Here is a 22716-nt window from a genome sequence, read left to right as displayed (position 1 = left end):
GGTTGGTAGGGGTGCCCGTATTCACCCTCAAAAGGACCTTGATGACCGGTCATTGCTAGCCTTCGAACGTTCTCAAACGGGCCAAAGCACAGGGTAGAGCGACGCGACCAGCAGCCCCGCCATCACCCAGTTGAACAGCATCAGTCGGTGTGGGTTCGTGAGAATCCGCGCCATCTGCTGCCCGAGTACCGTCCATGTGCTGACCGAGGGCAAATTGATTGCGCCGAAAACAATCGCGACAATGACGATGGCGTTCAGGGAGCGATCGGGGGTGTATACGGTTGTTGCTGTCAGGGCCATGGCCCAGGCTTTTGGATTGACCCATTGGAATGCTGCGGCCTGTAAAAACGTCATCGGTGTCCCCGCAGGTGCGCCCGCTTCGGCTGGGGCCGAATGCGCGATTTTCCATGCCAGATACAGCAGATAGGCCACCGACGCCGCTTTCAACACGGTATAGCTGATCGGATAGGCATCAAACACCTGCACCAGCCCCGTTCCGACCAGAAGGACCATGACTGTAAAGCCCAACCCGATTCCGAACATATGTGGGATTGTGCGTCGAAACCCGAAATTCGCGCCCGAGGCCATCAGCATCAGGTTATTGGGTCCCGGCGTGATCGACGAGACGAAGGCAAAGGTGACGAGGGCAAAAAGCAATTCAGGGTTCATAGCGCAGATAATTGATGGAATCCGCCCAAATGAAATTGCGTTTGCGCTGGTTATTGCGGTAATTCTGCAATTAATGATCAAGTTGGATGATATAAATCGCCATATATTGCGTGAGCTGACACGTGATGGGCGGATAAGCAACCTTGAATTGGCCGATCGGGTCGGGCTGTCAGCCTCGGCCTGTTTGCGCCGTGTTCAGGAATTAGAGCGCGCGGGAGTGATCTCGGGCTATCGTGCTGTATTGAACCCACCTGCGCTGGGCATCGGCTTTGTCGCCTATATCGGCGTTGGGCTGGGCGAACATACAAAGGCCGCTCAGGAAGGGTTCGAGCGTGCTTTGCAGCGCGCGCCTGAAGTGGTGGAGTGCCATAACATCACCGGCACGATCGAATACCTGTTGCGCGTGGAATGTCCAGATCTGTCGTCTTACAAAACTTTTCACACCGAAGTTCTAGGGACTTTGCCCCATGTCACGTCGATCACGTCCTATGTCGTCATGGGCTCGCCCAAGGATATGCGGGCCTGACATTGGAAAGATGATTCTGTACCGACTTGCCGGAGTTGGATTCACGTTTTACTGTCTTGCCAAAGAATTGACCAAAAATGGGGACAACCCCAACCGGTCGTATTCAGGGAGAAGACGATGAAACTTGTTCGGACCGGAGCACTGGTCGCAACTTTGGTGATGATTGCGGGTGCATCTTTTGCAGCTCCGTTAAAACTGCAACCTGCCAACCCACAGCCTAGCCCCAAGGCGGGATTGAATGTGAATTACTTTGGCACTGGCAATCAACACAAGAAGATCCGAGATCTGAGCCATGCAAAAAGCATGCTGTCTAAAGCGCAGCCCGGACAACCGTTGCGGGGCTTGGATTACAGGGACACCAGTAAGGGTCAGGACGTCATGACGTTTGACGGCGCTTACAATGTCGCCGCCGAGATTACGGGGTATATGCGGTTCGACTCTGCTGGAATCTACGAGTTGGAAACGTGGTCAAATGACGGGATAGAGGCATTCGTCGGAGGCCAGAACATTGGACAAGTCTCGGGCATTCAGGGCTGCGAGGCCAATCAGCGGACCGAAGTCGATGTGCCCAAAGCCGGGTGGTACGCGCTCAAGATCATCTATTTCCAGAAGCTCGGAACATCCTGTCTGATGATGAAATCTGGGAAAAAGGGCGAAAGGTTCACCTGGACACCCAATGATGTCTTCGGACGGTAAGAGAAAGGCGCCCGGTGAGGCGCCTTTTTACGTTTAGCTGTTGGCCGCGATCAATTCGGCCTGGGCCACGATCACCTCGGCCTGTTTGATCGAGGCGATATCCACCAGACGCCCCTTGTAGACCGTCGCACCTTCGCCATTGGCCTTGGCCTGCTCCATTGCGGCCAAGATCTCGCGGGCCTCTGACACGGCTTCATCGGACGGGGTAAAGACCTGGTTGGCCAGCGCGATCTGTTTGGGATGGATTGCCCATTTGCCGACCATGCCCAAAGTGGCAGAACGTTTGGCCTGCGCGATATAGCCTTCGTCATCGCTGAAATCGCCGAACGGTCCATCCACCGGCAGCACGCCATGGGTGCGGCAGGCGGCAACGATGGCTGCCTGCGCCCAGTGCCACGGGTCGGACCAGTGTTTTTCACCTTCGCGCAGCATGTAATAATTTTCCTGCGTGCCGCCGATGCCAGTTGTCTGCATGCCCATCGAGGCCGCAAAGTCAGCGGCCCCAAGGCTCATGGCTTGCATCCGGGGGGACGAGGCAGCGATTTCTTCGACATGGGCGAGGCCAGCTGCGGATTCGATGATGACCTCAAAGCTGATCGGTTTGGTACGGCCTTTTGCGCGTTCGATGGCGGTGACCAACGCGTCCACCGCATAGACATCCGCTGCACAACCGACCTTGGGGATCATGATCTGGTCCAGTCGATCTCCGGCCTGCTCCATCACATCCACGACATCGCGGTACCAGTAAGGCGTATCCAGCCCGTTGATTCGTACGGACATGTATTTAGTGCTCCAATCGAGGGTGTTCAGCGCCTCGATGACATTGGCACGCGCTGTATCCTTGTCAGATGGTGCAACCGAATCCTCAAGGTCAAGATTGATCACATCCGCCGCAGAGGCCGCCATCTTGGGGAACAGCTTGGTGTTCGACCCGGGGCCGAACAACTGACAACGGTTAGGGCGCGCGGGGGCGGCGGGTTGAATGCGAAAGCTCATCTGGACCTCGTGCAGGAAAGGAAATTGCGATTTTGTTGTCTTATGAGGTATTAAATTGCGCAGGTCTCCGCAAGCATGTTTGTGCATCTGCGGCAATGCAGTCGCAGCATTCGCCGCAATGCGCCGTGTCTCTGGTGATTAAAGTTTAATCGCTTTAAAAACTTGAAAGAATTTTGCGCAAGCTACGATATTTGCGCGAAATTTTCCTGCGGGATCCAGCGATGCTGGGCGAAATCGAGAAACACTCGCCTTGCCCGTCCCATAGCCTGCGCCAGAATCAAAGGAGTGCACCGCAATGATCGAGACACCGTATCTGTTGTTTTTGGGCGATGCGCCCGACCAGCTGGCGGCCAAGGTTGCCGTAGGAATCAAGGACTGGCGTCCGGAAAACGCCGTGGGTCAATACCGGATGGAGGGTTGTAAAGCCGATCTGGGCCTGACCGACATGTCCCTGGCTAAGGCCAAAGAGGCCGGGGCCAAGACTTTGGTCATTGGCGTGGCCAATCGTGGCGGTGTGATCAGTCAGGAATGGAAAAAGGTGCTGGTCATGGCGCTGGAGGAAGGTTTCGACCTGGCCTCGGGCCTGCACAACCTTTTGTGTGATGAACCCGATCTAGTCGCAGTCGCCGAAGCAACAGGCCGCAAGCTGCATGATGTGCGGGTTCCGTCGGTCGACTATCCAATCGCCAACGGCATCAAACGTAAAGGTAAGCGCTGTCTTGCCGTGGGCACCGATTGTTCGGTTGGCAAGATGTACACCGCGATGGCCATGGATGCCGAGATGCGCAAGCGTGGCATGAAGTCGACCTTCCGAGCTACTGGCCAGACTGGCATTCTGATCACCGGTGACGGTGTACCGCTGGACGCGGTGATCGCAGATTTCATGGCGGGATCGGTCGAATGGCTGACACCCGACAATGATGACGACCACTGGGATTTGATCGAAGGGCAAGGGTCACTGTTTCATGTGTCATATTCCGGCGTGACAATGGCGTTGATCCATGGCGGTCAACCGGACGCGTTGATCCTGTCCCATGAACCCACCCGCGAGCATATGCGCGGTCTGCCGACCTATAGTTTGCCATCTTTGCAGGCTCTGCGGGACACGGCGCTGGCGCTGGCCAAGGTTGCCAATCCTGAGTGTCAGGTCATCGGTGTTTCGGTCAACACGCAGCATATGAGTGAAGCAGACGCATCCGCCTATCTGGCACAGGTCGAAGCCGACATGGGGCTGCCCGCGACGGACCCGTTCCGTTTTGGTGCAGGCAAGCTGGTCGACGCGCTGGCAGCAGTATAAAGCGGTCTGGTCCCGCCGGCCCGGATCTAAATTGGAAAATCCGGGCGGCTCTGCCAGGAAAAGGTATGTTATGCAAATTGACGTCTCTCGCGATGTATTCAGGCTGGCTCAGGTCTTTACAATTTCGCGTGGGTCACGGACCGAGGCCAAGGTTCTGACCGTACGCATTTCTGACGGCCAGTATCAGGGCTGGGGCGAATGTGTGCCCTATGCGCGTTATGGTGAAACACTGGATTCGGTCGAGGCTGAAATTGCCGGATTGCCCGACAGTTTCGACCGAGTGCAACTGATGGACTTATTGCCTGCGGGCGCTGCACGGAATGCCGTAGATTGTGCGCTGTGGGATCTTGAGGCCAAGCGTGCCGGTAAACGCGTCTGGAATCTGGCAGGGCTGCCTCAGCCGGGCCCCGAAATCACGGCCTATACATTGTCATTGGACACCGCCGAGGCGATGCAGGCGCAGGCGGCTGCGAATGCACATCGCCCGCTTTTAAAGATCAAACTGGGCACGCCGGATGACATGCCCCGACTTGAAGCCGTTCGCGCAGGCGCACCGGATGCGACAATCATCGTGGACGCAAATGAAGGTTGGTCCGCCGCCGTTTACACCGATCTTGCGCCACATCTTGTGCGCCTGGGTGTGGCCTTGGTCGAGCAACCTCTGCCCGCCGGTGACGATGACGCGCTGATCGGGATGGAGCGCCCGGTTCCCGTATGCGCCGACGAATCCTGCCATGATCGTGCCAGCCTGCCCAAACTGAAGGGCAAATATGATGTGATCAACATCAAGCTCGACAAGACCGGAGGTCTGACCGAAGCGCTGGAGCTGCGCAAAGCGGCGATTGCTGAAGGCTATGACATCATGGTCGGCTGTATGGTCGGCAGCTCTTTGGCGATGGCCCCTGCGACATTGCTGGCGCAGGGTGCGATGGTAACGGACCTTGACGGACCACTTCTGTTGGCCGAAGACCGCGACAACCCGCTGACTTTTGATGATGCCGGAGTGTACCCGCCATTGGCGGCGCTCTGGGGCTAAGGAGATTGACATGACCCGCACCGTTTATGTGAATGGCGACTACCTGCCCGAAACCGAAGCCACAGTGTCGATCTTTGATCGTGGCTTCCTGATGGCCGATGCCGTGTATGAGGTGACCAGCGTTCTGGACGGCAAGCTGATCGACTTCGAAGGCCACGCGGTCCGCCTCAAGCGCTCGCTGGACGAATTACAGATGGCTGAACCCTGCGCGAAGGACGAGCTGCTGGAGATCCACCGCAAGCTGGTTGAGTTGAACGGCATTGAAGAGGGGCTGGTCTATCTTCAGGTCACGCGCGGCAGCGACGGCGACCGGGATTTTGCATTTCCTGCGGCTGATACCAAACCCACACTGGTTTTGTTCACCCAAAACAAGCCGGGTCTGGCGGACAGCCCTGCTGCCCGGAAAGGTGCCAAGGTCATCTCGATCGAGGATATCCGTTGGGGCCGGCGTGACATCAAGACGACACAGCTGCTCTATCCCTCGCTGGGCAAGATGATGGCCAAGGCCGCGGGCTGTGATGATGCCTGGATGGTCGAAGGCGGCTATGTGACCGAGGGCACCAGCAACAACGCGTATTTTGTCAAAGGCAACATGATTGTCACCCGGCCGTTGTCGAGCGACATCCTGCACGGCATCACCCGCAAGGCCGTTCTGCGAATGGCAGCCGAAGCGCAGATGGTTGTCGAAGAACGCCTGTTCACTATCGACGAGGCCAAGGAGGCTGATGAGGCGTTCACCACCTCGGCCAGTGCTTTTGTCATGCCTGTGGTTGAAATTGACGGCACAGCGCTGGGCGACGGCACGCCGGGACCCATAGCCAAACGTCTGCGCGAGATTTATCTGGACGAAAGCCGCAAGGCAGCACTCTAAAGAAATCCCATGCTGGGCGTTTGTGTGGCATGGGGTGGTCGCAACGAATTTGACAACATTTGGTGCCGCGTGCAGGTCTTGGTCGGGATGAACGGCGCAAGAGGGTGCGGCACCAAAATCTCTGAGCGCGAACAGAACACGATAGTTGGTGATCCTGCATCCTGACAGGCCGCTATGAGAATAGGCATATCCAGCCTGACAAGCGGTATTGGTATGGCCGAAACCAGGCGGCATATTACGGGCTGAGTTGCGGTTTTCAGGAGCCAACTTCACAAATGATGATGGCGAAGCCCCTACGTGTTGCTGGTGTAGCTAGGGGGCAGAGGGCCGGAGATGCCCCGTCACACGACCAATGGGCCTCAATGGCCGCTATTGGTGCCGATGAAAATGTTGGTCTATCATGTCCTCCTGTGGTCCATTTCAAATGAGTTAACTTATGGCCGATCCATACTCTGACCTCGGCGCACAAGACACCGCCCTTCAAGAGCGGATCGCAACAGCAATGGAAGTGCGCTGTTTAGAGCCTGCGCAGATTGCAATTCGCAAAGCCTACATGGAAAACCTGAGTCTCCCCAAAGGTGCACGGGCGCTGGAGCTTGGTTCAGGAACAGGACACGTTACCCGAGATTTGTTGGAGCTTGCAGGAGCCGCAACGGCCCATGGAATTGAACCCTCGCCCGTCATGGTCGCTCGGGCCCAGAAGAGCTTTGGGGATGATGATCGACTTAGCTTCGATATCGGGGATGCCAAAAACACAGGTTTTGAAAGCGAGACCTTTGACCTTGTGTTAATGCACACGTTGTTGTGCCACGTCCCTGGACCTGAAGACGTTGTCCAAGAGGCCTTCCGCCTTTTGAAGCCCGGAGGTGTACTGGCAATTTGTGATGGCGACTACAGTACCGCAACTGCGCAGATCGCGGACTTTGATCCGCTCGATCAACTCATCAAATTCATGATCAATCAAAATGTCACTAATCTTTGGATAATGCGTCAGATTTCAGGCATCCTGGTCGATGCCGGATTTCAACTTGGGGCCCGGAAAGGTCATGGATATGTGGCAGAAGGGGAAGCGACCTATTTTCTCACCGTAATTGAACGCGGAGCGGACCGCATGGTGGAAGAGGGTCTGTTATTTTCCGAAACTGCAGAGGCTTTGAAATCAGAAGCGAAACGCAGAGTATCTGCCAAGATGTTTTTTGGTTTTATGTCCTATGTGAGCCAAATCGCAAATAAACCCAAGATCGTTTGACCGTTCTCAGTAATCGGGCAGACAGACATTGCACAGCATCCGGCCTTCTTGGTTCAAAGCGGACCCTACCAGTTACCAGTAACAAAAAAGGCCGCCCCAAACGGAACGGCCCTTTATTCACTGTCTCTTTACAGAGGATCAGGCGGTCAGAGCAGCCTGAGCCTGGGCGACGATCGCGCCGAACGCTTCCGGTTCGTGCACGGCCAGATCGGCCAGAACTTTACGGTCCACTTCAATACCGGCCAGGTTCAGGCCGTTGATGAAGCGGGAATATGTCAGGGCTTCGTCATGCGAACGTACAGCAGCGTTGATCCGCTGGATCCAGAGCGCGCGGAAGTTACGCTTGCGGTTCTTACGGTCGCGGGTTGCATATTGGTTGGCCTTGTCTACGGCCTGACGGGCAACCTTGAAGGTGCTTTTGCGGCGGCCATAGTAACCTTTGGCGGCCTTGATAACCTTCTTGTGACGGGCGTGAGTTACGGTTCCACCTTTAACGCGGGACATGTCTTAATCTCCTCTTATCGATCGTAGGGCATATAGCCCTTGACGATTTTGGCGTCGGGGGCGGACAGGGTGGTGTTGCCACGAGCATCGCGGATGAATTTCTTGGTCCGCTTGATCATGCCGTGACGTTTGCCGGCCTGGCCAGCAAGGACCTTACCGGTCGCAGTCACCTTAAAGCGCTTTTTGGCGCTCGACTTTGTCTTCATCTTAGGCATTTCCGTCTCCTTTCGGGGTTCGGTTCGAAACGCGACTCGGCATGCCATCTCGGCCGGTCACGCGATCAGAAGCGCCGTTTACGCAAGTTCGACCATACTGGCAAGGGGGTTTTGGCTGAATCTGCAATTTTAGCAGCCCAGTCAGGCACCGGGGCGACGCAGGCCGCCCCGGTGGTCTATTTAGTGACCGTATTTGCGGATCTCACCGCTTTTCAGTCTTTCACTATATGATGCCAGTTCCTGACGAACGATCTTCATCAGGAAGTAGAGCGCAAAGACGTTCACAACCGCCATCGCAAAGATCGCCGCATCCGAGAAGTCGATAACCGGGCCGAGGTTGGCCGCAGCACCGATCACCACGAAGACGCAGAAGATGATCTTGAACACCAGCTCTTTGGTGTGCCCCTCACCGAACAGATAGGTCCAGGCCTTCAGGCCATAGTAGGACCAGCTGATCATAGTCGAGAAAGCAAAAAGGATCACCGCAATCGCCAGAACATAGGGGAACCAGCTGAACGCGCTGCCAAAGGCGGCAGAGGTCAGGCTGACGCCCGAGTTGCCGTCAACGGTCGCAATAGCGCTTCCTGCTTCGTTCAACATATAGTTGCCGGTCTCGGGGTCGATGATCAGCTGCTGTGTGATGATGATCACCAGCGCGGTCATGGTACAGATCACGACCGTATCGATGAACGGCTCAAGCAGCGAAACAAAGCCTTCTGTGATCGGCTCCTTTGTGCGCACCGCCGAGTGGGCAATCGCAGCAGACCCAACGCCGGCCTCGTTCGAGAACGCGGCCCGTTTGAAGCCCTGGATTAGAGCACCGACCATTCCGCCTGCCACACCAAGACCGGTAAACGCACCGGCAAAGATCTGACCAAAGGCCCAACCGATCATATCCGCATTCATGACGATGATGACCAGAGCCGCCGCGACATACATCACGCCCATAAAGGGCACAACTTTTTCAGTCACTCGCGCGATGGATTTAAGTCCACCGACGATCACCATGAACACGACAACCGCAAAGACCACACCGGTGATCCAACCCGGGTAATTCCCGACGATGCCTGCAATCTGCTGATGCGCCTGATTGGCCTGAAACATGTTGCCCCCGCCCAGCGCTCCAAGAATACAGAAGATCGAGAACACAACCGCCAGGATCTTACCTCCGGGCAGGCCAAGCTCGTCAAAACCCTTGGACATATAGTACATCGGGCCGCCCGAGACGCTGCCGTCTTCGTATTCGTTGCGATACTTTACGCCAAGTGTACATTCGGTGAATTTTGACGCCATGCCCAGAAGACCAGCCAGGATCATCCAGAAGGTCGCCCCGGGGCCACCAATGCCAACAGCAACGGCAACGCCTGCGATATTGCCAAGCCCGACCGTGCCCGACAGGGCAGTGGCCAATGCCTGAAAGTGGCTAACCTCACCAGCATCGTTGGGATCGGAATAGTCGCCTTTGACCAGACTTATCGCGTGGCCGAAAAAGCGCATCTGCACAAAAGCAAAGTACAGAGTAAAGACCGACGCCGCGATAACCAACCACATCACGATCCAGGGAAATCCTGTCCCGGGAATTGGTGCGAATATGAAGCTAACGAATGGCCCAGTGATATCAGCAAAAGCCTGATTGATCTTTTCGTCCAACCCGGGCGCCTCTTGCGCGGCGACGGGGCTGGCCATCAGGGTGGCGGCTGCCAATCCCAGTTGAGATAGTGTTTTCATTCCTGTGCCTCCCTCAATTCACGACCGTGACCGGTACATCGGCATGCATTACAAGGTTTTGCGTTGAGCTGCCGAAGATACGCTTTTTGAGGCCATCCGCGGACGAGCGTCCAACGACAATCTGTACGGCCTTGCTGTCTACCGTGATGGCATTCAGCGTTTCAGCCACATCTCCGTGGCGCACCACTCCGGTCGCGGCGAAACCCGCGGCCTTCAGGGCGTCGACGGCGGGTGCCACCACCCGTGTCGTTGCTAGTTCAATCTCCTCCTCACGCCGCATGTGCCGCTTTGCGTTTTCTTCAGGTGTCTGAAAAGTGTAGGGCGACCATTCAATGACATATGCAACCAGAAGCTCGCATGAACCAATTCTTTCAGCCAAATCTTTGGCGAAGGCGATGGCACGTTCTCCGGATTCTGTCCCGTCCAGTCCTATGACAATTTTTGTTGTCATCTCGTTCCTCCATTTATTGTTCATTTGACCGGGGCCCGTGCCCCCGGCAGGGCAGCCGGAACTTGGAGCATTTATTGTAGACTGCCCTCAAGTCAGTATCAGGAAAAATCACTAGGAAATGGTATTATTTTTGGTCTATTCTCAGTAAATTATCCCATTATGCGCCAAAATTACAGGGAATTTACCTAATGGACAGAGAATTGGACAAGATCGATCAACGCATCCTGCAGGAATTGGAAGCCAATGGCCGCCTGCCAATCGTCGAGCTTGCCATGCGGGTAAACCTGACCAACACCCCGTGCTCAGAGCGTGTAAAGCGACTGGAAAGAACCGGCTATATCACCGGATACAGCGCCGTTCTGGACAAGGAGCGGTTGGGTCTCGGGCATATGACGGTTGTGCAGGTTTCCCTGGCTGCAACGTCTGAGAACTCATTGGATAAATTCAACGATGCCGTGCGCGATGTCACCGAAATCGAAAGCTGCCTGATGGTGGCGGGGTCGTTTGATTATCTGTTAACCGTTCGCACACGCGACATCGCCCATTTCCGCCAGACCCTGGGGGAAAAGATCAATAAGCTTCCGGGCATTCACCAGACCAGTTCCTTTACCGTGATGGAAATCGTCAAGGAACCGGTCGGGCAGAATGTCATACCCGCCTGATCAGCCAGGATCCGTGTTATAGATCAGCCTTTCGTCGCAAGGCGCGATCCGCAGGATATTGGTCGTGCCGGGCACGTTGAACGGAACACCAGCGGTGACAACGATCTGATCCGTGTCAGTTGCAAATCCACCAGAACGAGCAGCACGGGCGGCGCTCACGACCGCCCCTTTGAAACGCTCAAGCTCGGGCGTCATTACGCAATGGCAGCCCCAGCTCAGGCATAACCGACGGGCCGTTCCCTTTGCCGGGGTCATTGCAATGATCGGAACTCCGGGGCGTTCGCGCGCGGTCAACAGCGCAGTTGTGCCGCTTTGAGTGAAACAACAGATGGCCTTGATATCCGTTTTCTCGGCAATTTCGCGAGCGGCGGCGACGATGCCGTCGGCCACGGTAGTCCCCTTCGCCGTGCGCGATGCTGCGATAATCTGATCATAAGTGGGGTCGGCTTCGACCTCGATGGCGACCTTGTTCATGGTCTGCACGGCCTCGATCGGATATGAGCCAGCGGCAGATTCCGCACTCAGCATGATGGCATCCGTGCCTTCGTAGATTGCGGTTGCCACATCTGAAACCTCGGCGCGTGTGGGCATCGGGCTTTCGATCATGCTTTCCAGCATCTGTGTGGCCACAATCACCGGCTTGGCGGCGCTACGGCACCGGCGGACCAGACGTTTCTGGATCGGGGGCACCGCGGAAACCGGTAGCTCCACGCCCAGATCTCCGCGCGCAACCATAATGCCGTCAGAGGCATCGAGGATGTCGTCAAACGCTTCAACCGCAGCAGGCTTTTCAATCTTGGACAGGATCGAGGCGCGCCCATCGGCCAGTGCCCGAGCCTCAAAAACATCCTTGGCCCGCTGAACGAAACTCAGCGCCAGCCAATCCACACCCAGCTGGCAGACGAATTCCAGATCACCACGATCCTTGGCGGACAACGCGGCCAAGGGCAGCACGACATCCGGCACGTTCACGCCCTTTCGGTTCGAAATTGTCCCGCCGACCTCGACGGTACAATTAGCATGATCCTGGCCGCAATCCTGTACGATCAGGCGAATTTTGCCATCATTGACCAAGAGGCGCGCACCGGGTTCCAGCGCAGCAAAAATCTCGGGATGGGGCAGGCATACGCGGCCTGCGTCGCCCGGGGCCGGATCCAGATCCAACCGAAACACGGCACCCTCGATCAGCTCTTCCGCATCATTGGCAAATACGCCGACACGCAGCTTTGGCCCCTGCAGATCTGCAAGAATGGCGATAGGGCTGTCCAGATCCTTTTCGACCTGACGGATGATCCGGTGCCGCTCGCGGATTTCGTCATGGCTGCCATGGCTCATGTTCAGGCGAAATACGTCGGCTCCGGCTTCGTGCAATGCGCGAATGGTGTCATAGTCATTGGACGCCGGCCCCAGCGTCGCCACGATTTTCACATTTCTCAGGCGTCGCATTGACCTTGTTCTCCTCAAATCATGTCCTGAATTTGCGCGAATGTTACCGCAAACATCGACTCTGCCCGCTTATTGCGCAATTCCCTTTCCGAAGCAACTGTCCTAAACCTGCCGGAAACAACATGACAGGCTTATGACGTATTCTCCGTTTTTTATCCATGGCGCGGATCGCCCTTCCCGCTGGCTGATCACATGTGACCACGCGACCAATACTGTTCCACCGGGAATCAATGGTGGGGATCTTGGCTTGCCGCGTGAGGATATGGAGCGCCACATTGCCTATGACGTGGGCGCCTATGAAGTATCGAAACATCTGGGTGAAATTCTGAACGCGCCTGTGATCGCGGCGAATTTCTCGCGCCTTGTGATCGATCCGAACCGAGGCGAGGACGACCCGACTCTTGTGATGAAACTGTATGATGGGTCAATCATTCCCGGCAACCGTAACGCCGATGCGGATGAGCGCGAGCGGCGTCTGAACATGTGTTACCGCCCTTACCATAGGGCATTGGCTGAGCTGGCCGCACTGCCCCATGCGGTGATCGTGTCGATGCATTCCTTCACCCGGCAGTTGCGTGGACGCGAACCGCGTCCCTGGCATGTCGGTGTGCTGCACACTCCGGATGAGCGTTTTTCGCGCCCACTGATCCACCGGTTGCAGGCTGAAAAGGACCTATGTGTTGGCGTCAATGAACCCTATACTGGCGTTCTGCCGGGCGATGCGATCGACAAGCATTGCACTGCCTTTGGCCGCCCTAATGCGTTAATCGAACTGCGCAATGACCTGATCGCCGACCACGCGGGGCAGCGCGCATGGGCCGAACGTCTGGGAATTGTCCTGGAAGACGCCCTTTCGCAAAGCGAATTGTGACTTTTGGTGGCTGAGAGCCTGCGCACCATTGAGCGACCACGCCCGAAACCCCATATATCAGGCGAAAGGAGGCGATCATGACGCAAGAGCTTTTGACATCTGTTTTCGGCTGGATGGCGGTGATCAACCTTGCTGTGTTACTATTTTCGACCCTGATGGTCGTGCTGATGCAGGATTGGGCGGCTGGCATCCATAGTCGGATGTTCCAAATGGACCGCGCGGATGTGAAACGTGCGTATTTCAGGTATCTGGCCAATTACAAAATTCTGGTGCTTATCTTTTCCATCGTGCCCTGGCTGGCGTTGAAACTGGCCTAGCGCACTGAGGTGTTGCTGATGATTGAAACGGCCCGCTTTGGTTGTTAGGTCATCTTGAACATATTGGGCAAGCATCCGGAGCGAGAACATGGACCAGAAAACTGAAACCGAACTTCAGGCCGCCGCATTCCGCAGGTTGCAGCAGCACCTGATGGAAGACAGGACCGATGTTCAGAACATCGACATGATGAACCTGGCCGGATTTTGCCGCAACTGCCTGTCGCGCTGGTATCAGGAAGCGGCCAATGAACAGGGCATTGAGATGGACAAGGACGAAGCCCGCCAGATCTTTTACGGGATGACCATGAGCGAATGGAAAGCCAAGTATCAGACCGAAGCCAGTCCTGAAAAGCAGGCGGCTTTTGAAGTCTCATTCGAAGAAAATGTCGGCAAAAAGAGCTGAACGTGAAAATAGAAAGGCCCACCATTTCGGCGGGCCTTTTCTCAGTGAGGCGGCTGTCAACAAAGGTTTCACGGCGTCCGCTACATTCGCTTCTTACGGTTGTTCCGATCCGAAAGCGACTGGCGCGGCGAATTGCGCAAATGCCCAGCTTTACCTCAGCGCTCCTAAGATTTTGCCTTTAAGGCCTGCGCCCGACATTTACGCTTTCTCCGAATTAAGGGATGGTTCTTCTGCTGACTTTCAGTGCAAGAAAGGATGTCTTTGCTCTTACTGACGGGTATGAAACGTGTTGAAACTGATCAAGAATGCGCGGCTCTATACGCCTGAGCCTGTTGGTTTAGGCCATATTCTCACCGCGGGTGAACGCATTATTTACCTCGGTAGCACTCAACCCGAACTGCCGGATCCGCTTCAGGCTGAAGTCGTTGACGTCGAAGGTGCATCGGTTGTTCCGGGTTTGATCGACGGACATGCGCATATCACGGGTGGTGGCGGTGAAACCGGGCCAGCCAGCCGGGTGCCGCCGATGGTCCTGTCCTCGTTCACCCGTGCCGGGGTCACGTCGGTTGTGGGGGTATTGGGGACGGACGATCTGACCCGCAACACGCAGACGTTGGTGCAGCAGGCCTATGGGCTGCGGGAGGAGGGGCTTTCGGCTTGGTGTCACACTGGTGGCTATCACGTCCCTCTGACCACCCTGACCGGTTCCGCCCGGGGTGATATCGTATTCCTTGATCCGGTTATCGGCGTTGGGGAACTGGCGATCAGTGATCACCGGTCAAGCCAACCGACACTGGACGAGTTTCTGCGGATCGCAAGTGAGGCGCATGTCGCGGGCCTGATGACCGGCAAGGCAGGGGTCGTGCATTGCCATATGGGCGACGGCGACAGGGGCCTGTCGATGTTGGAACAGGCGATCGCAACCTGCGAAATCCCCGCACGCGTCTTCAATCCAACTCATGTCAATCGCAACAAACCCCTCTTTGAACAGGCTGTCGCGTTGGCGCGGCACGGATGTTACATCGACGCGACCGCATTCCCTTGCGAGCATATCGAGCCGGGCATATCAGCCGCCGAGGCCTATATCCAATTTCGCGATCTGGGTGGTCGTGCGGACCGTTTCACCATCAGCTCTGACGGGGGTGGCTGCCTGCCGGCCTTTGACCGTGAGGGCAATCTGACACGGTTTGGTGTGGGGTTGTCCGACACTCTGCCTGAAACACTGCGCGACCTGACCGATAAAGGAATGCCTCTGTCTGATGCGCTTGCTCCGATGACCTCTAATGTCGCCGATCTGCTCAGGCTACATCGAAAGGGCCGTTTGAAAGTGGGTATGGACGCCGATCTGGTGGTTCTTGACGAAAACACCGCTGTGCGGCATGTGATGGCCCGGGGGGAATGGCATGTCCGCGATGGCCAGATAGCCCGGCGCGGCATGTATGAACAGATTTGAACGTCCGCGCGGTCCCCGGTGGCTGCCCGCTATAGCACCGGAAGGTAATTAAGATATGTGCCCTGCACCCATTGATGCAGAGACCCCGCGCGGGTTCATCATCCCGATCGGCGGTGGCGAAGACCGCGTCAAGGAGATGCAGATTCACCGCAAATTCGTGGAGCTGTCCGGCGGCGGCGATGCCGATATTGTCGTGATCCCGACAGCCTCGATGCTGGAAGAAACAGGGCCGGATTATAACCGCATTTTCTCTGAGCTTGGAGCGGGTCAGGTTGAGTTCCTGCCCATCTCGCGTCGCGCCGATTGCGACAATCCCGACTATGCCGAGATGTTGGACCGCGCCACCGGGATATTCATGACCGGCGGGAACCAGCTGCGCTTGTCGGCGATTCTGGGTGGCACGCTTGTTGCTCAGAAAATCCGGCGCCGGAATGCGGCGGGGATACCGATTGCGGGAACCTCAGCCGGGGCGTCGGTCATGTCCGAGCATATGGTTGCAGGCGGCAGCAGCAATTCCGCCCCAGCCGAAGGCAATATCACTCTGGCCCCGGGCATGGGTTTGACCAATGCAGTCATCATTGACCAGCATTTCACGCAGCGTAACCGCCTGGGGCGCCTGTTAACCGCCTCATCTTTCAACCCTTTCCTGATCGGGTTGGGCGTTGACGAAGACACGGCGGCCTTCATTGGGCCCGATAACGTCCTTGAGGTAGTGGGCAGCGGAACGGTCACTGTGGTGGATGCCAGCCATCTGACGCATTCATCGATGTGGGATGCCCGCCGCGGAGAGGCGTTGAGCCTTCTGGGACTTCGGCTTGACGTTCTGGGCGAAGGGTGCCGTTATGATCTGACGGCTCGCCAGGCGTTTCCGCCGGATGAGCATATGGCGTTCTGTACATTGCCGGACCTGTCCGGGGACGAGGGCGCCGGCGGGGGAAAATAAAAACTAACCAACAGGGTGCCTCATGAAAATAATTTCGACCAACGTCTTTGTCGGCCCGAATGTTTGGGCAAGTTTTCCGGTTATTCGCCACGTTATCGATCTGGGTATTCTGGAAGAATGGCCTTCGGCAAAAATTGGTTCGGAATTTATCGACGCTCTGGTCGCGGCACTTCCCGGTTTGGCAGAACATGGCTGTTCCTATCGCGAACCCGGCGGGTTCATCCGCCGCCTGCGCGAAGATGAGGGCACATGGCTGGGTCATGTGCTGGAACATTGCGCTATCGAGGTTCAAAACGTAGCCGGTACGGATGTGACTTTTGGCCGAACGCGCGGCACTGGCGAACCCGGCCAGTACAACATGGTCTATGAATACCGCCAGCGCGATGTCGGACTGGATGCGGGCAAGCTGGCGATGCGTCTGCTAATGCATCTGTTGCCACACTCCCTCAAGGACCAGGTGGATTACGATTTTGATCCGGATTTCAACTGGGATGATGAGTTACGCAGCTTTGTGCTGCGGGCGCAGCGCAAAGAATTTGGCCCCTCGACGGGCTCGTTGGTCAAGGCGGCACAAGAGCGGGACATTCCGTGGATCAGGCTGAACTCTGGCTCGCTGGTGCAGTTCGGACACGGGAAGTATCAGAAACGCATCCAGGCTACCATCACTTCTGAGACCAAACATATCTCGGTAGAGATTTCCTGCGACAAGGAAGATACCCACAATCTGCTGAACGATCTGGGCTTGCCGGTACCACAGCAGCGCATGGTCTATTCGGCACGCGAGGCGGCAAAAGCAGCGGGGCGTATCGGGTTTCCTGTTGTCGTCAAGCCGCTTGACGCCAATCATGGGCGTGGTGTTTCGATCAATCTGAATTCAGAGTCCGAGGTCGAGGCCGGTTTTGCCGAAGCCAAGGAACATTCTCGCAGCAGGGCCATTCTGGTGGAAAGCTTCATCACCGGTTTTGACCACCGAATGCTGGTTGTGAACAACAAACTGGTTGCGGTGGCCAAGCGTGTCCCCGGACATGTCGTTGGCGACGGCACACACACGATTGCCGAACTGGTTGACATCGTGAACCAGGATCCGCGCCGTGGCATCGGACACGAGAAAGTGCTGACCATGCTGGAAATCGACAATCAGGCCAAACGCCTGATGGAGAATGCGCGCGTGACCGAAGAAACCGTGCTGCCGGATGGCGAGATTTTCTATCTCCGTTCAACGGCAAATCTGTCGACGGGGGGGACAGCGATTGATCTGACGGATGTGGTGCATCCTGACAATCGTGACATGGCCGAACGCGCCATAATGGCGGTTGGATTGGATGTTGGAGGTGTGGATTTTCTGATCGACGACATCACCAAATCCTACAAGGATATTGGCGGAGCTATCGTCGAGGTGAACGCCGCCCCGGGCTTTCGGATGCACGTGGCGCCGTCCGAAGGTCAGCCCCGCGACGTGGCGGGCAGGGTGATCGACATGCTGTTCCCCGCCAATGAGGAAACCCGCATCCCGATTGCGGCGATCACAGGCACCAACGGCAAGACGACGACCTCGCGGATGCTGGGGCATATTATGAAAACCAGCAGCAAGACCGTTGGCATGACCTCGACCGATGGCGTCTATGTGGACGGTAAACTAAGCGTCAAGGGCGACATGACGGGACCGAAATCCGCACAGATCGTCCTGCGTGATCCGGCGGTCGATTTTGCGGTGATGGAAACCGCACGCGGCGGGCTTGTGCGGTCCGGTCTGGGCTATCAGCGGTCGAACGTGGCGGCGTGTCTGAATGTCTCGGCCGATCATCTGGGTCTCGGCGGCATAAACACGGTCGAGGAGCTGGCCGTTGTCAAGCGCGTGGTGGTTGAAAGCGCTGTGGATACTGCAGTGCTGAATGCCGATGACATCAACTGTCTGAAAATGGCCGACTACGCTCAAGCGGATCAGATTTTCTATGTCACGACCAATCCAGCGCACAGTCTGGTCAAGGAACATATCAAGGCCGGCGGCAAGGCTATCGTGCTTGAAAAAGGCATGAATGGTGACATGCTGACCATCTATGACAACGGGCTTCATATCCCGGTTCTGTGGTCGCATCTGATCCCCGCGACGTTGGAAGGCAAGGCAATTTTCAACGTCCAGAATGCGATGTTCGCCGCCGCGATGGCCTATAGTTTCGGCGTGGACCTAGATAATATCCGTCATGGGCTGCGCACCTTCGACACCAGCTATTTTCAGGCACCTGGACGGATGAATGTCTATGACGAACATCCCTTCAAGGTGATCCTCGATTATGGCCATAACCCCGCCGCGCTGAAAGCGATGGCGGCGCTGGCCGATCAGTTAGAGATCAAGGGCCGCAGGCTGTGCGTGGTAGCGATGCCTGGCGACCGGCGCGACGAAGATATTGTCGATGGGGCCGCCGCCCTGGCCGGACATTTTGATCATTTCATCTGCAAGGCAGATGACCGCCGTCGCGGACGCGGGCATGACGAGGTGCCGCAGATGATGCGTCAAGCCCTGATCGACAACGGCGTGGATGCCGCAGCCATCACGGTCATCCCCGACGAGGTTGAAGCGGTCAGTGCCGCGTTGGTGCAGGCCGGACAGGGCGATCTGTTGGTGATCTTTGGTGATGACACAACGCGCTGCTGGAAACAGATCATCTATTTCAATTCTGATGGCGAAGAACCTGAGGTCGCACCTGTGGCAGCCCCCGCCGAAACCTCGTTCGAAGATATGTTCGAAGGCGACCAGAACCTGATCCGGGATGAGCGTGGCGTGCGTCTGGCCCGTGAAATCAGCGAAGACGCGGATTGAGCGGAGGCACCGGAATGGACCGGATCGAAGAGCTTGAGACCGCGCTGACAATAGAAAGCGCGACCGTTGACCATATTCAGGTGGATGACGCCCGGCGTCTGACCGGGCCGGGCCTGCTATGGAACCGACCGGGCGCGGTGATGGATGTTTTCTTCACTGATATCGACGCGACGCAGATCACCGACTTGTGGGAGAAGCATGCGCGCCGGGTTCTGGACGCACTGGGCTGGCAGGGGCAGGGTCTGATCCACCGTACCTTTACGGGCGGCGTCAATCTGGCGATCTCGACACCGATGGATCAGCTCTATTCCGGGATATTCGCAGCGCAAACCGCCTGGCATTTCTGTGCTGCGGAACTGCTGGCATCCGAGCCCGGAGATTTCGATCAGATGGTTGCGGATGTCAAAGGCGTCATGGAAATGGAAGCCAATCCTGCGCTGATCGCCTTGATCGCAGCGGCTGAGGTGCATGGCGTGGATATCCTTTGCGATGATGACGAGGTGTCGATCGGGCATGGCACAGGCAGTCAGACTTGGCCTGTTGATGGGCTGCCCACCCCGGGTGAGGTGGACTGGTCTGCGCTGCATGATATCCCGGTCGCGTTCATCACCGGAACCAACGGCAAGACCACTACGACCCGGCTGCTTGAGGCTATCGCGCGCGCTTCGGGCAAGGTCGCCGGGCTAACCTCGACCGAGTTTGTCCGCGTGGGCGATGACATTCTGGACCGTGGCGATTACTCGGGCCCCGGCGGCGGCCGGATGTTGCTGCGCGATAAAAGGCTGGAGGTTGCCTGCCTTGAAGTCGCCCGTGGGGGCATCCTGCGCCGGGGTCTGCCGACCCGCGCTGCCACGGCGGCGGCTGTCACCAATGTGGCCAACGACCATCTGGGCCAATATGGGGTCAACACGGTGCCAGAACTGGCCCAGGCCAAATTCGCCGTACATCGAACATTGGCCGAGGGGGGCGTGCTGGCCCTGAATGCCGATGACGGCTTTGTCCGTGCCGAGGCGGAGAATACCTCGGCGAATATCTGGTGGTTTTCGCTGGACGCGCAGAACGACCTGATCCGCCGGGCGCGCGATGCAGACAGGTGCTGCGCCTATGTGCGGCAGGGTGATATCGTGTTTTTCGACGGTGCGGCGGAACAGGTGGTGATTGCAGTTTCCGATGTTCCCCTGACCATGGGCGGCGCTGCGAAATACAATATCCTGAACGCGCTAGCGGCCTTGTGCCTGGCTTTGGCGCTGGACTTGCCCGTTCAGGCGGCTCGGGATGGATTGGCCGGGTTCAAACCAGACGCCAAGGATAATCCAGGCCGTTGCAACGAGTTCCGATACAACGGGGCACGGGTCTTTGTGGATTTTGCACATAACCCACATTCGATTTCCGCCGTTTGCGATGCGCTGTCGAGCTTGCCAGCAAAACGGCGTTTCATCATGCTCAGCCATGCGGGGGACAGATCGGATCAGGATATCCGGGACGTAACCGCGACAGCGCTGAATTTCCAACCTAACGTGGTCGTCGCAACCGAGCTGGAAGGATATCTAAGAGGCCGCGATTCGGGGGAAATTTCTGATCTGATCGAAAGGACAGCGTTGGAACATGGGTATGGTGCAGAACAAATACTCAGAGCCGCTTCGCCCACACAAGCCGCATCAATGATACTTGAAAAGCTACAACCGGATGATATCGCTTTGTTGCTGGTTCTGTCCGATCGTGACGCTGTTCTCGCTATGCTCGACGGGTAAAAACAGAGGCGCGTGTCGGGATCACAGAGAGGGCGTGTTAGGAAATGGGTTTTTGGGCGGTCGGCAGTCCACATCCGACGCCCTCACCCAGTGTCAATACGGCCCTGTCGGACCTTCGTCCCTATCGTATATCCGCCTCATCCTCGGATTTTTTGTTTTGCGCATTGCATCATACCGTCCCGTAATTCGAGGCCGAGTTAGCTGGTGCGACGCCGTTCAAAGGGCATTGAGCCTCTGAGCATTGGCCGTCGGGGCAGGTATGATACCTGCCCTCAACTTGCTCGTGGCTGCTGAAACGGGCTCTAGCTGCCGGCAGAGACGCGCGACGAACCCTGCGGGATCACCTCGTATCCAGGCTCTTCTGGTTCGTCATCCGCCATTTCCGCAGGGAAGCCGGGGGCAAGGATGGAAAGACCGGTGGCGTCCTCTAACCGGCGGATAATGTTGGGCGATAGCTCGCGATCGCCATAGCGTGCAATGCCGTCGTCAAAAATCTGGCAAATCAAGGGTGAGACTTCCAGCGGCACATTGTTTCGTTCGGCAATACTCTGGAACAAGCCCACATCTTTTTTCACCAGATCCATGGTGAATGAGATATCGCGCGAACCGTTCAGGATTACCTGGCTTTCGGTAACATGGGAAAAGCTGTTGCCGGACGAAATTTTGATCGCCTCGTAGGCTGTGTTCAGGTCCATACCTGCAGCCTTCGCCGTCACCAACGCTTCGGCATTGGCGACCAGATGGACGGTGGCCAGATAATTTGTAAGTACCTTGAGCATCGAGGCGCTGCCAAGCTCACCAGTATGCAGGATACGTCGTCCCATGGTCTTCAGCAACGGCAGAACTCGCTCGAACGTTGAGCGGTCACAGCCCGCAAAGATCGAGATATTACCAGTGTCGGCGCGGTGGCAACCGCCAGATACCGGGCAATCGACTGCGGCACCACCGGCGGCGATGACGATACCGCCAAGGCGTTCGGCTTCAGCTTGGTCAGTGGTAGACATCTCCAGCCAGATCTTGCCTTCTTTCACCTCTGGCAGCATCTCCTGCATGACAGCGTCCGAGGCGGCAGGCGAGGGTAGGCAGGTGATGACGACATCGCAATCACGCATCAATGTTGCGGCATTTTCCGCCAACTTGGCACCCTTGGCCGCCGCCGCTTCCATCAAGTCGCGGTTTAGATCAAGAACCGTCAGGTCGATTCCGTTCCGCAACAGGCTGCCTGAAAGCTTTCCGCCGACATTACCAAGTCCAATGAACCCTACTTTCATCTTCTATTCCTTCCGAGTGTACGAAAAATCCAAACAAACAGATCCGCTAGGTGAGCGGTCGATAAGCGATTCCCGAGAACAAGGTGCCACCGACCCCTTTGTCTGATGAACGACGTTGGAACCTTCAATAACGCCAAGACCGGCCGCGTTTGCCACGAAGTCGAAGTCAAGCGCTGGATTGGCCACGAATGTGGCAATCCTGACTTTCGTCGATGAGACGTCTGGTTTGATCAAGTCCAGATTTCCTGTTCGGATTTGAGACAATTCAAAAACTTGTATCGCGACCTGAGCTGCAAGTGAAAATGATAAAACAGGCTATCTACCACAAAAACTATTTGTCGCTAGATTAGATCAAACCCAATACCCATAGTTGGTTATGCAGCTTCGAGGCAGCGGCCCGGCATTTGAACGTTTCGCATATCGATGTCGACCTGTTCAAAGCTTGGCTGCGTGGACAGTTAGCCACGGCTTAGGTTCTGGACCTATTAATTTGGTTGCCGTCATCCCGCCTGCGTGATTCATACCCGTGAGTTTCAGGGGTAT

At 56.6% G+C, this 22716-nt stretch carries 22 protein-coding genes; 14 read left to right on the top strand and 8 right to left on the bottom strand.

The annotated features are described in order from the left end of the window. Window positions 1-72 precede the first annotated feature (72 nt). A complete protein-coding gene (locus tag AC2FH2_RS12580) occupies window positions 73-669 on the bottom strand; it encodes a LysE family translocator (protein ID WP_281995537.1) in 597 nt (198 codons plus the stop codon). Between the two features lie 73 nt (window positions 670-742). Here AC2FH2_RS12580 and AC2FH2_RS12575 point away from each other — a divergent pair, with 73 nt between their 5' ends. Both AC2FH2_RS12575 and AC2FH2_RS12570 read left to right on the top strand, forming a co-directional pair. Further along, window positions 743-1195, top strand: a complete 453-nt coding sequence (locus tag AC2FH2_RS12575) for an Lrp/AsnC family transcriptional regulator (RefSeq protein ID WP_496823793.1) — start codon at window positions 743-745, stop codon at window positions 1193-1195. A gap of 117 nt (window positions 1196-1312) precedes the next feature. Next, complete coding sequence (locus tag AC2FH2_RS12570) at window positions 1313-1891, top strand: PA14 domain-containing protein (protein ID WP_142637891.1); 579 nt, start codon at window positions 1313-1315, stop codon at window positions 1889-1891. Window positions 1892-1924: 33 nt separating this feature from the next. Here the strand turns inward: AC2FH2_RS12570 and AC2FH2_RS12565 are convergent, their stop codons facing one another. Beyond that, window positions 1925-2887 (bottom strand): L-malyl-CoA/beta-methylmalyl-CoA lyase, encoded by a 963-nt coding sequence (locus AC2FH2_RS12565; RefSeq protein WP_496702238.1) that lies wholly within the window; start codon window positions 2885-2887, stop codon window positions 1925-1927. Window positions 2888-3182: 295 nt separating this feature from the next. On the opposite strand from AC2FH2_RS12565, the gene dgcN reads away from it, so the two are divergent. The 4 genes from dgcN (at window position 3183) to AC2FH2_RS12545 (ending at window position 7340) form a co-directional block, all read left to right on the top strand. Beyond that, window positions 3183-4184 (top strand): N-acetyltransferase DgcN, encoded by a 1002-nt coding sequence (gene dgcN, locus AC2FH2_RS12560; RefSeq protein WP_271950080.1) that lies wholly within the window; start codon window positions 3183-3185, stop codon window positions 4182-4184. Window positions 4185-4254: 70 nt separating this feature from the next. After that, window positions 4255-5220, top strand: a complete 966-nt coding sequence (dgcA, locus tag AC2FH2_RS12555; protein ID WP_496689979.1) for an N-acetyl-D-Glu racemase DgcA — start codon at window positions 4255-4257, stop codon at window positions 5218-5220. A gap of 10 nt (window positions 5221-5230) precedes the next feature. After that, window positions 5231-6091: a D-amino-acid transaminase gene (locus AC2FH2_RS12550; protein ID WP_496823790.1), complete on the top strand. Its 861-nt coding sequence runs from the start codon at window positions 5231-5233 to the stop codon at window positions 6089-6091. A gap of 436 nt (window positions 6092-6527) precedes the next feature. Continuing rightward, window positions 6528-7340 (top strand): methyltransferase domain-containing protein, encoded by an 813-nt coding sequence (locus tag AC2FH2_RS12545; RefSeq protein ID WP_496693969.1) that lies wholly within the window; start codon window positions 6528-6530, stop codon window positions 7338-7340. A gap of 138 nt (window positions 7341-7478) precedes the next feature. On the opposite strand, the gene rplT is transcribed toward AC2FH2_RS12545, so the two are convergent. The 4 genes from rplT to AC2FH2_RS12525 all read right to left on the bottom strand — a co-directional run bounded on the left by rplT (window position 7479) and on the right by AC2FH2_RS12525 (window position 10238). Then, window positions 7479-7844: a 50S ribosomal protein L20 gene (rplT, locus tag AC2FH2_RS12540; protein ID WP_142637903.1), complete on the bottom strand. Its 366-nt coding sequence runs from the start codon at window positions 7842-7844 to the stop codon at window positions 7479-7481. A 14-nt stretch (window positions 7845-7858) separates the two neighbouring features. Further along, on the bottom strand, window positions 7859-8059 hold the full coding sequence (rpmI, locus tag AC2FH2_RS12535) for a 50S ribosomal protein L35 (protein ID WP_010443552.1): 201 nt from the start codon (window positions 8057-8059) through the stop codon (window positions 7859-7861). A gap of 180 nt (window positions 8060-8239) precedes the next feature. After that, window positions 8240-9787 carry an alanine/glycine:cation symporter family protein gene (locus tag AC2FH2_RS12530; RefSeq protein ID WP_271950089.1) on the bottom strand — a complete coding sequence of 516 codons (1548 nt, stop codon included), beginning with the start codon at window positions 9785-9787 and terminating at the stop codon, window positions 8240-8242. 13 nt (window positions 9788-9800) lie between these two features. Then, entirely contained in the window at window positions 9801-10238 is a 438-nt protein-coding gene (locus AC2FH2_RS12525; protein ID WP_142637907.1) for a universal stress protein, read from the bottom strand. Between the two features lie 188 nt (window positions 10239-10426). On the opposite strand from AC2FH2_RS12525, the gene AC2FH2_RS12520 reads away from it, so the two are divergent. Beyond that, the gene (locus tag AC2FH2_RS12520; protein ID WP_271950091.1) at window positions 10427-10900 is read left to right on the top strand and encodes an Lrp/AsnC family transcriptional regulator; all 474 of its coding nucleotides are present in this window, start codon (window positions 10427-10429) and stop codon (window positions 10898-10900) included. On the opposite strand, the gene pyk is transcribed toward AC2FH2_RS12520, so the two are convergent. Continuing rightward, entirely contained in the window at window positions 10901-12346 is a 1446-nt protein-coding gene (gene pyk / locus AC2FH2_RS12515) for a pyruvate kinase (protein WP_142637911.1), read from the bottom strand. Between the two features lie 133 nt (window positions 12347-12479). Between pyk and AC2FH2_RS12510 the strand changes: the two genes are divergently transcribed. The 7 genes from AC2FH2_RS12510 (at window position 12480) to AC2FH2_RS12480 (ending at window position 20902) form a co-directional block, all read left to right on the top strand. Beyond that, the gene (locus AC2FH2_RS12510; RefSeq protein ID WP_142637913.1) at window positions 12480-13217 is read left to right on the top strand and encodes an N-formylglutamate amidohydrolase; all 738 of its coding nucleotides are present in this window, start codon (window positions 12480-12482) and stop codon (window positions 13215-13217) included. 77 nt (window positions 13218-13294) lie between these two features. Further along, window positions 13295-13534 carry a DUF6868 family protein gene (locus AC2FH2_RS12505; protein WP_142637915.1) on the top strand — a complete coding sequence of 80 codons (240 nt, stop codon included), beginning with the start codon at window positions 13295-13297 and terminating at the stop codon, window positions 13532-13534. Window positions 13535-13622: 88 nt separating this feature from the next. Further along, window positions 13623-13937 (top strand): DUF1244 domain-containing protein, encoded by a 315-nt coding sequence (locus AC2FH2_RS12500; protein WP_142637917.1) that lies wholly within the window; start codon window positions 13623-13625, stop codon window positions 13935-13937. 286 nt (window positions 13938-14223) lie between these two features. After that, window positions 14224-15390 carry a beta-aspartyl-peptidase gene (gene iadA / locus AC2FH2_RS12495; protein ID WP_496823787.1) on the top strand — a complete coding sequence of 389 codons (1167 nt, stop codon included), beginning with the start codon at window positions 14224-14226 and terminating at the stop codon, window positions 15388-15390. Window positions 15391-15445: 55 nt separating this feature from the next. Then, entirely contained in the window at window positions 15446-16333 is an 888-nt protein-coding gene (locus AC2FH2_RS12490) for a cyanophycinase (protein ID WP_142637921.1), read from the top strand. Window positions 16334-16355: 22 nt separating this feature from the next. Then, a complete protein-coding gene (cphA, locus tag AC2FH2_RS12485; RefSeq protein WP_496823785.1) occupies window positions 16356-19151 on the top strand; it encodes a cyanophycin synthetase in 2796 nt (931 codons plus the stop codon). A gap of 14 nt (window positions 19152-19165) precedes the next feature. Further along, window positions 19166-20902 carry a Mur ligase family protein gene (locus AC2FH2_RS12480; protein ID WP_496823783.1) on the top strand — a complete coding sequence of 579 codons (1737 nt, stop codon included), beginning with the start codon at window positions 19166-19168 and terminating at the stop codon, window positions 20900-20902. A 302-nt stretch (window positions 20903-21204) separates the two neighbouring features. On the opposite strand, the gene AC2FH2_RS12475 is transcribed toward AC2FH2_RS12480, so the two are convergent. Beyond that, entirely contained in the window at window positions 21205-22173 is a 969-nt protein-coding gene (locus AC2FH2_RS12475; RefSeq protein WP_496689972.1) for an NAD(P)-dependent oxidoreductase, read from the bottom strand. Between the last annotated feature and the right edge of the window lie 543 nt (window positions 22174-22716).

It is taken from the genome of Ruegeria sp. YTSA105 (genome assembly GCF_059610225.1).
The sequence above is the reverse complement of the archived record's forward strand: the minus strand, read 5'-3'. Positions and strand labels throughout refer to the sequence as shown.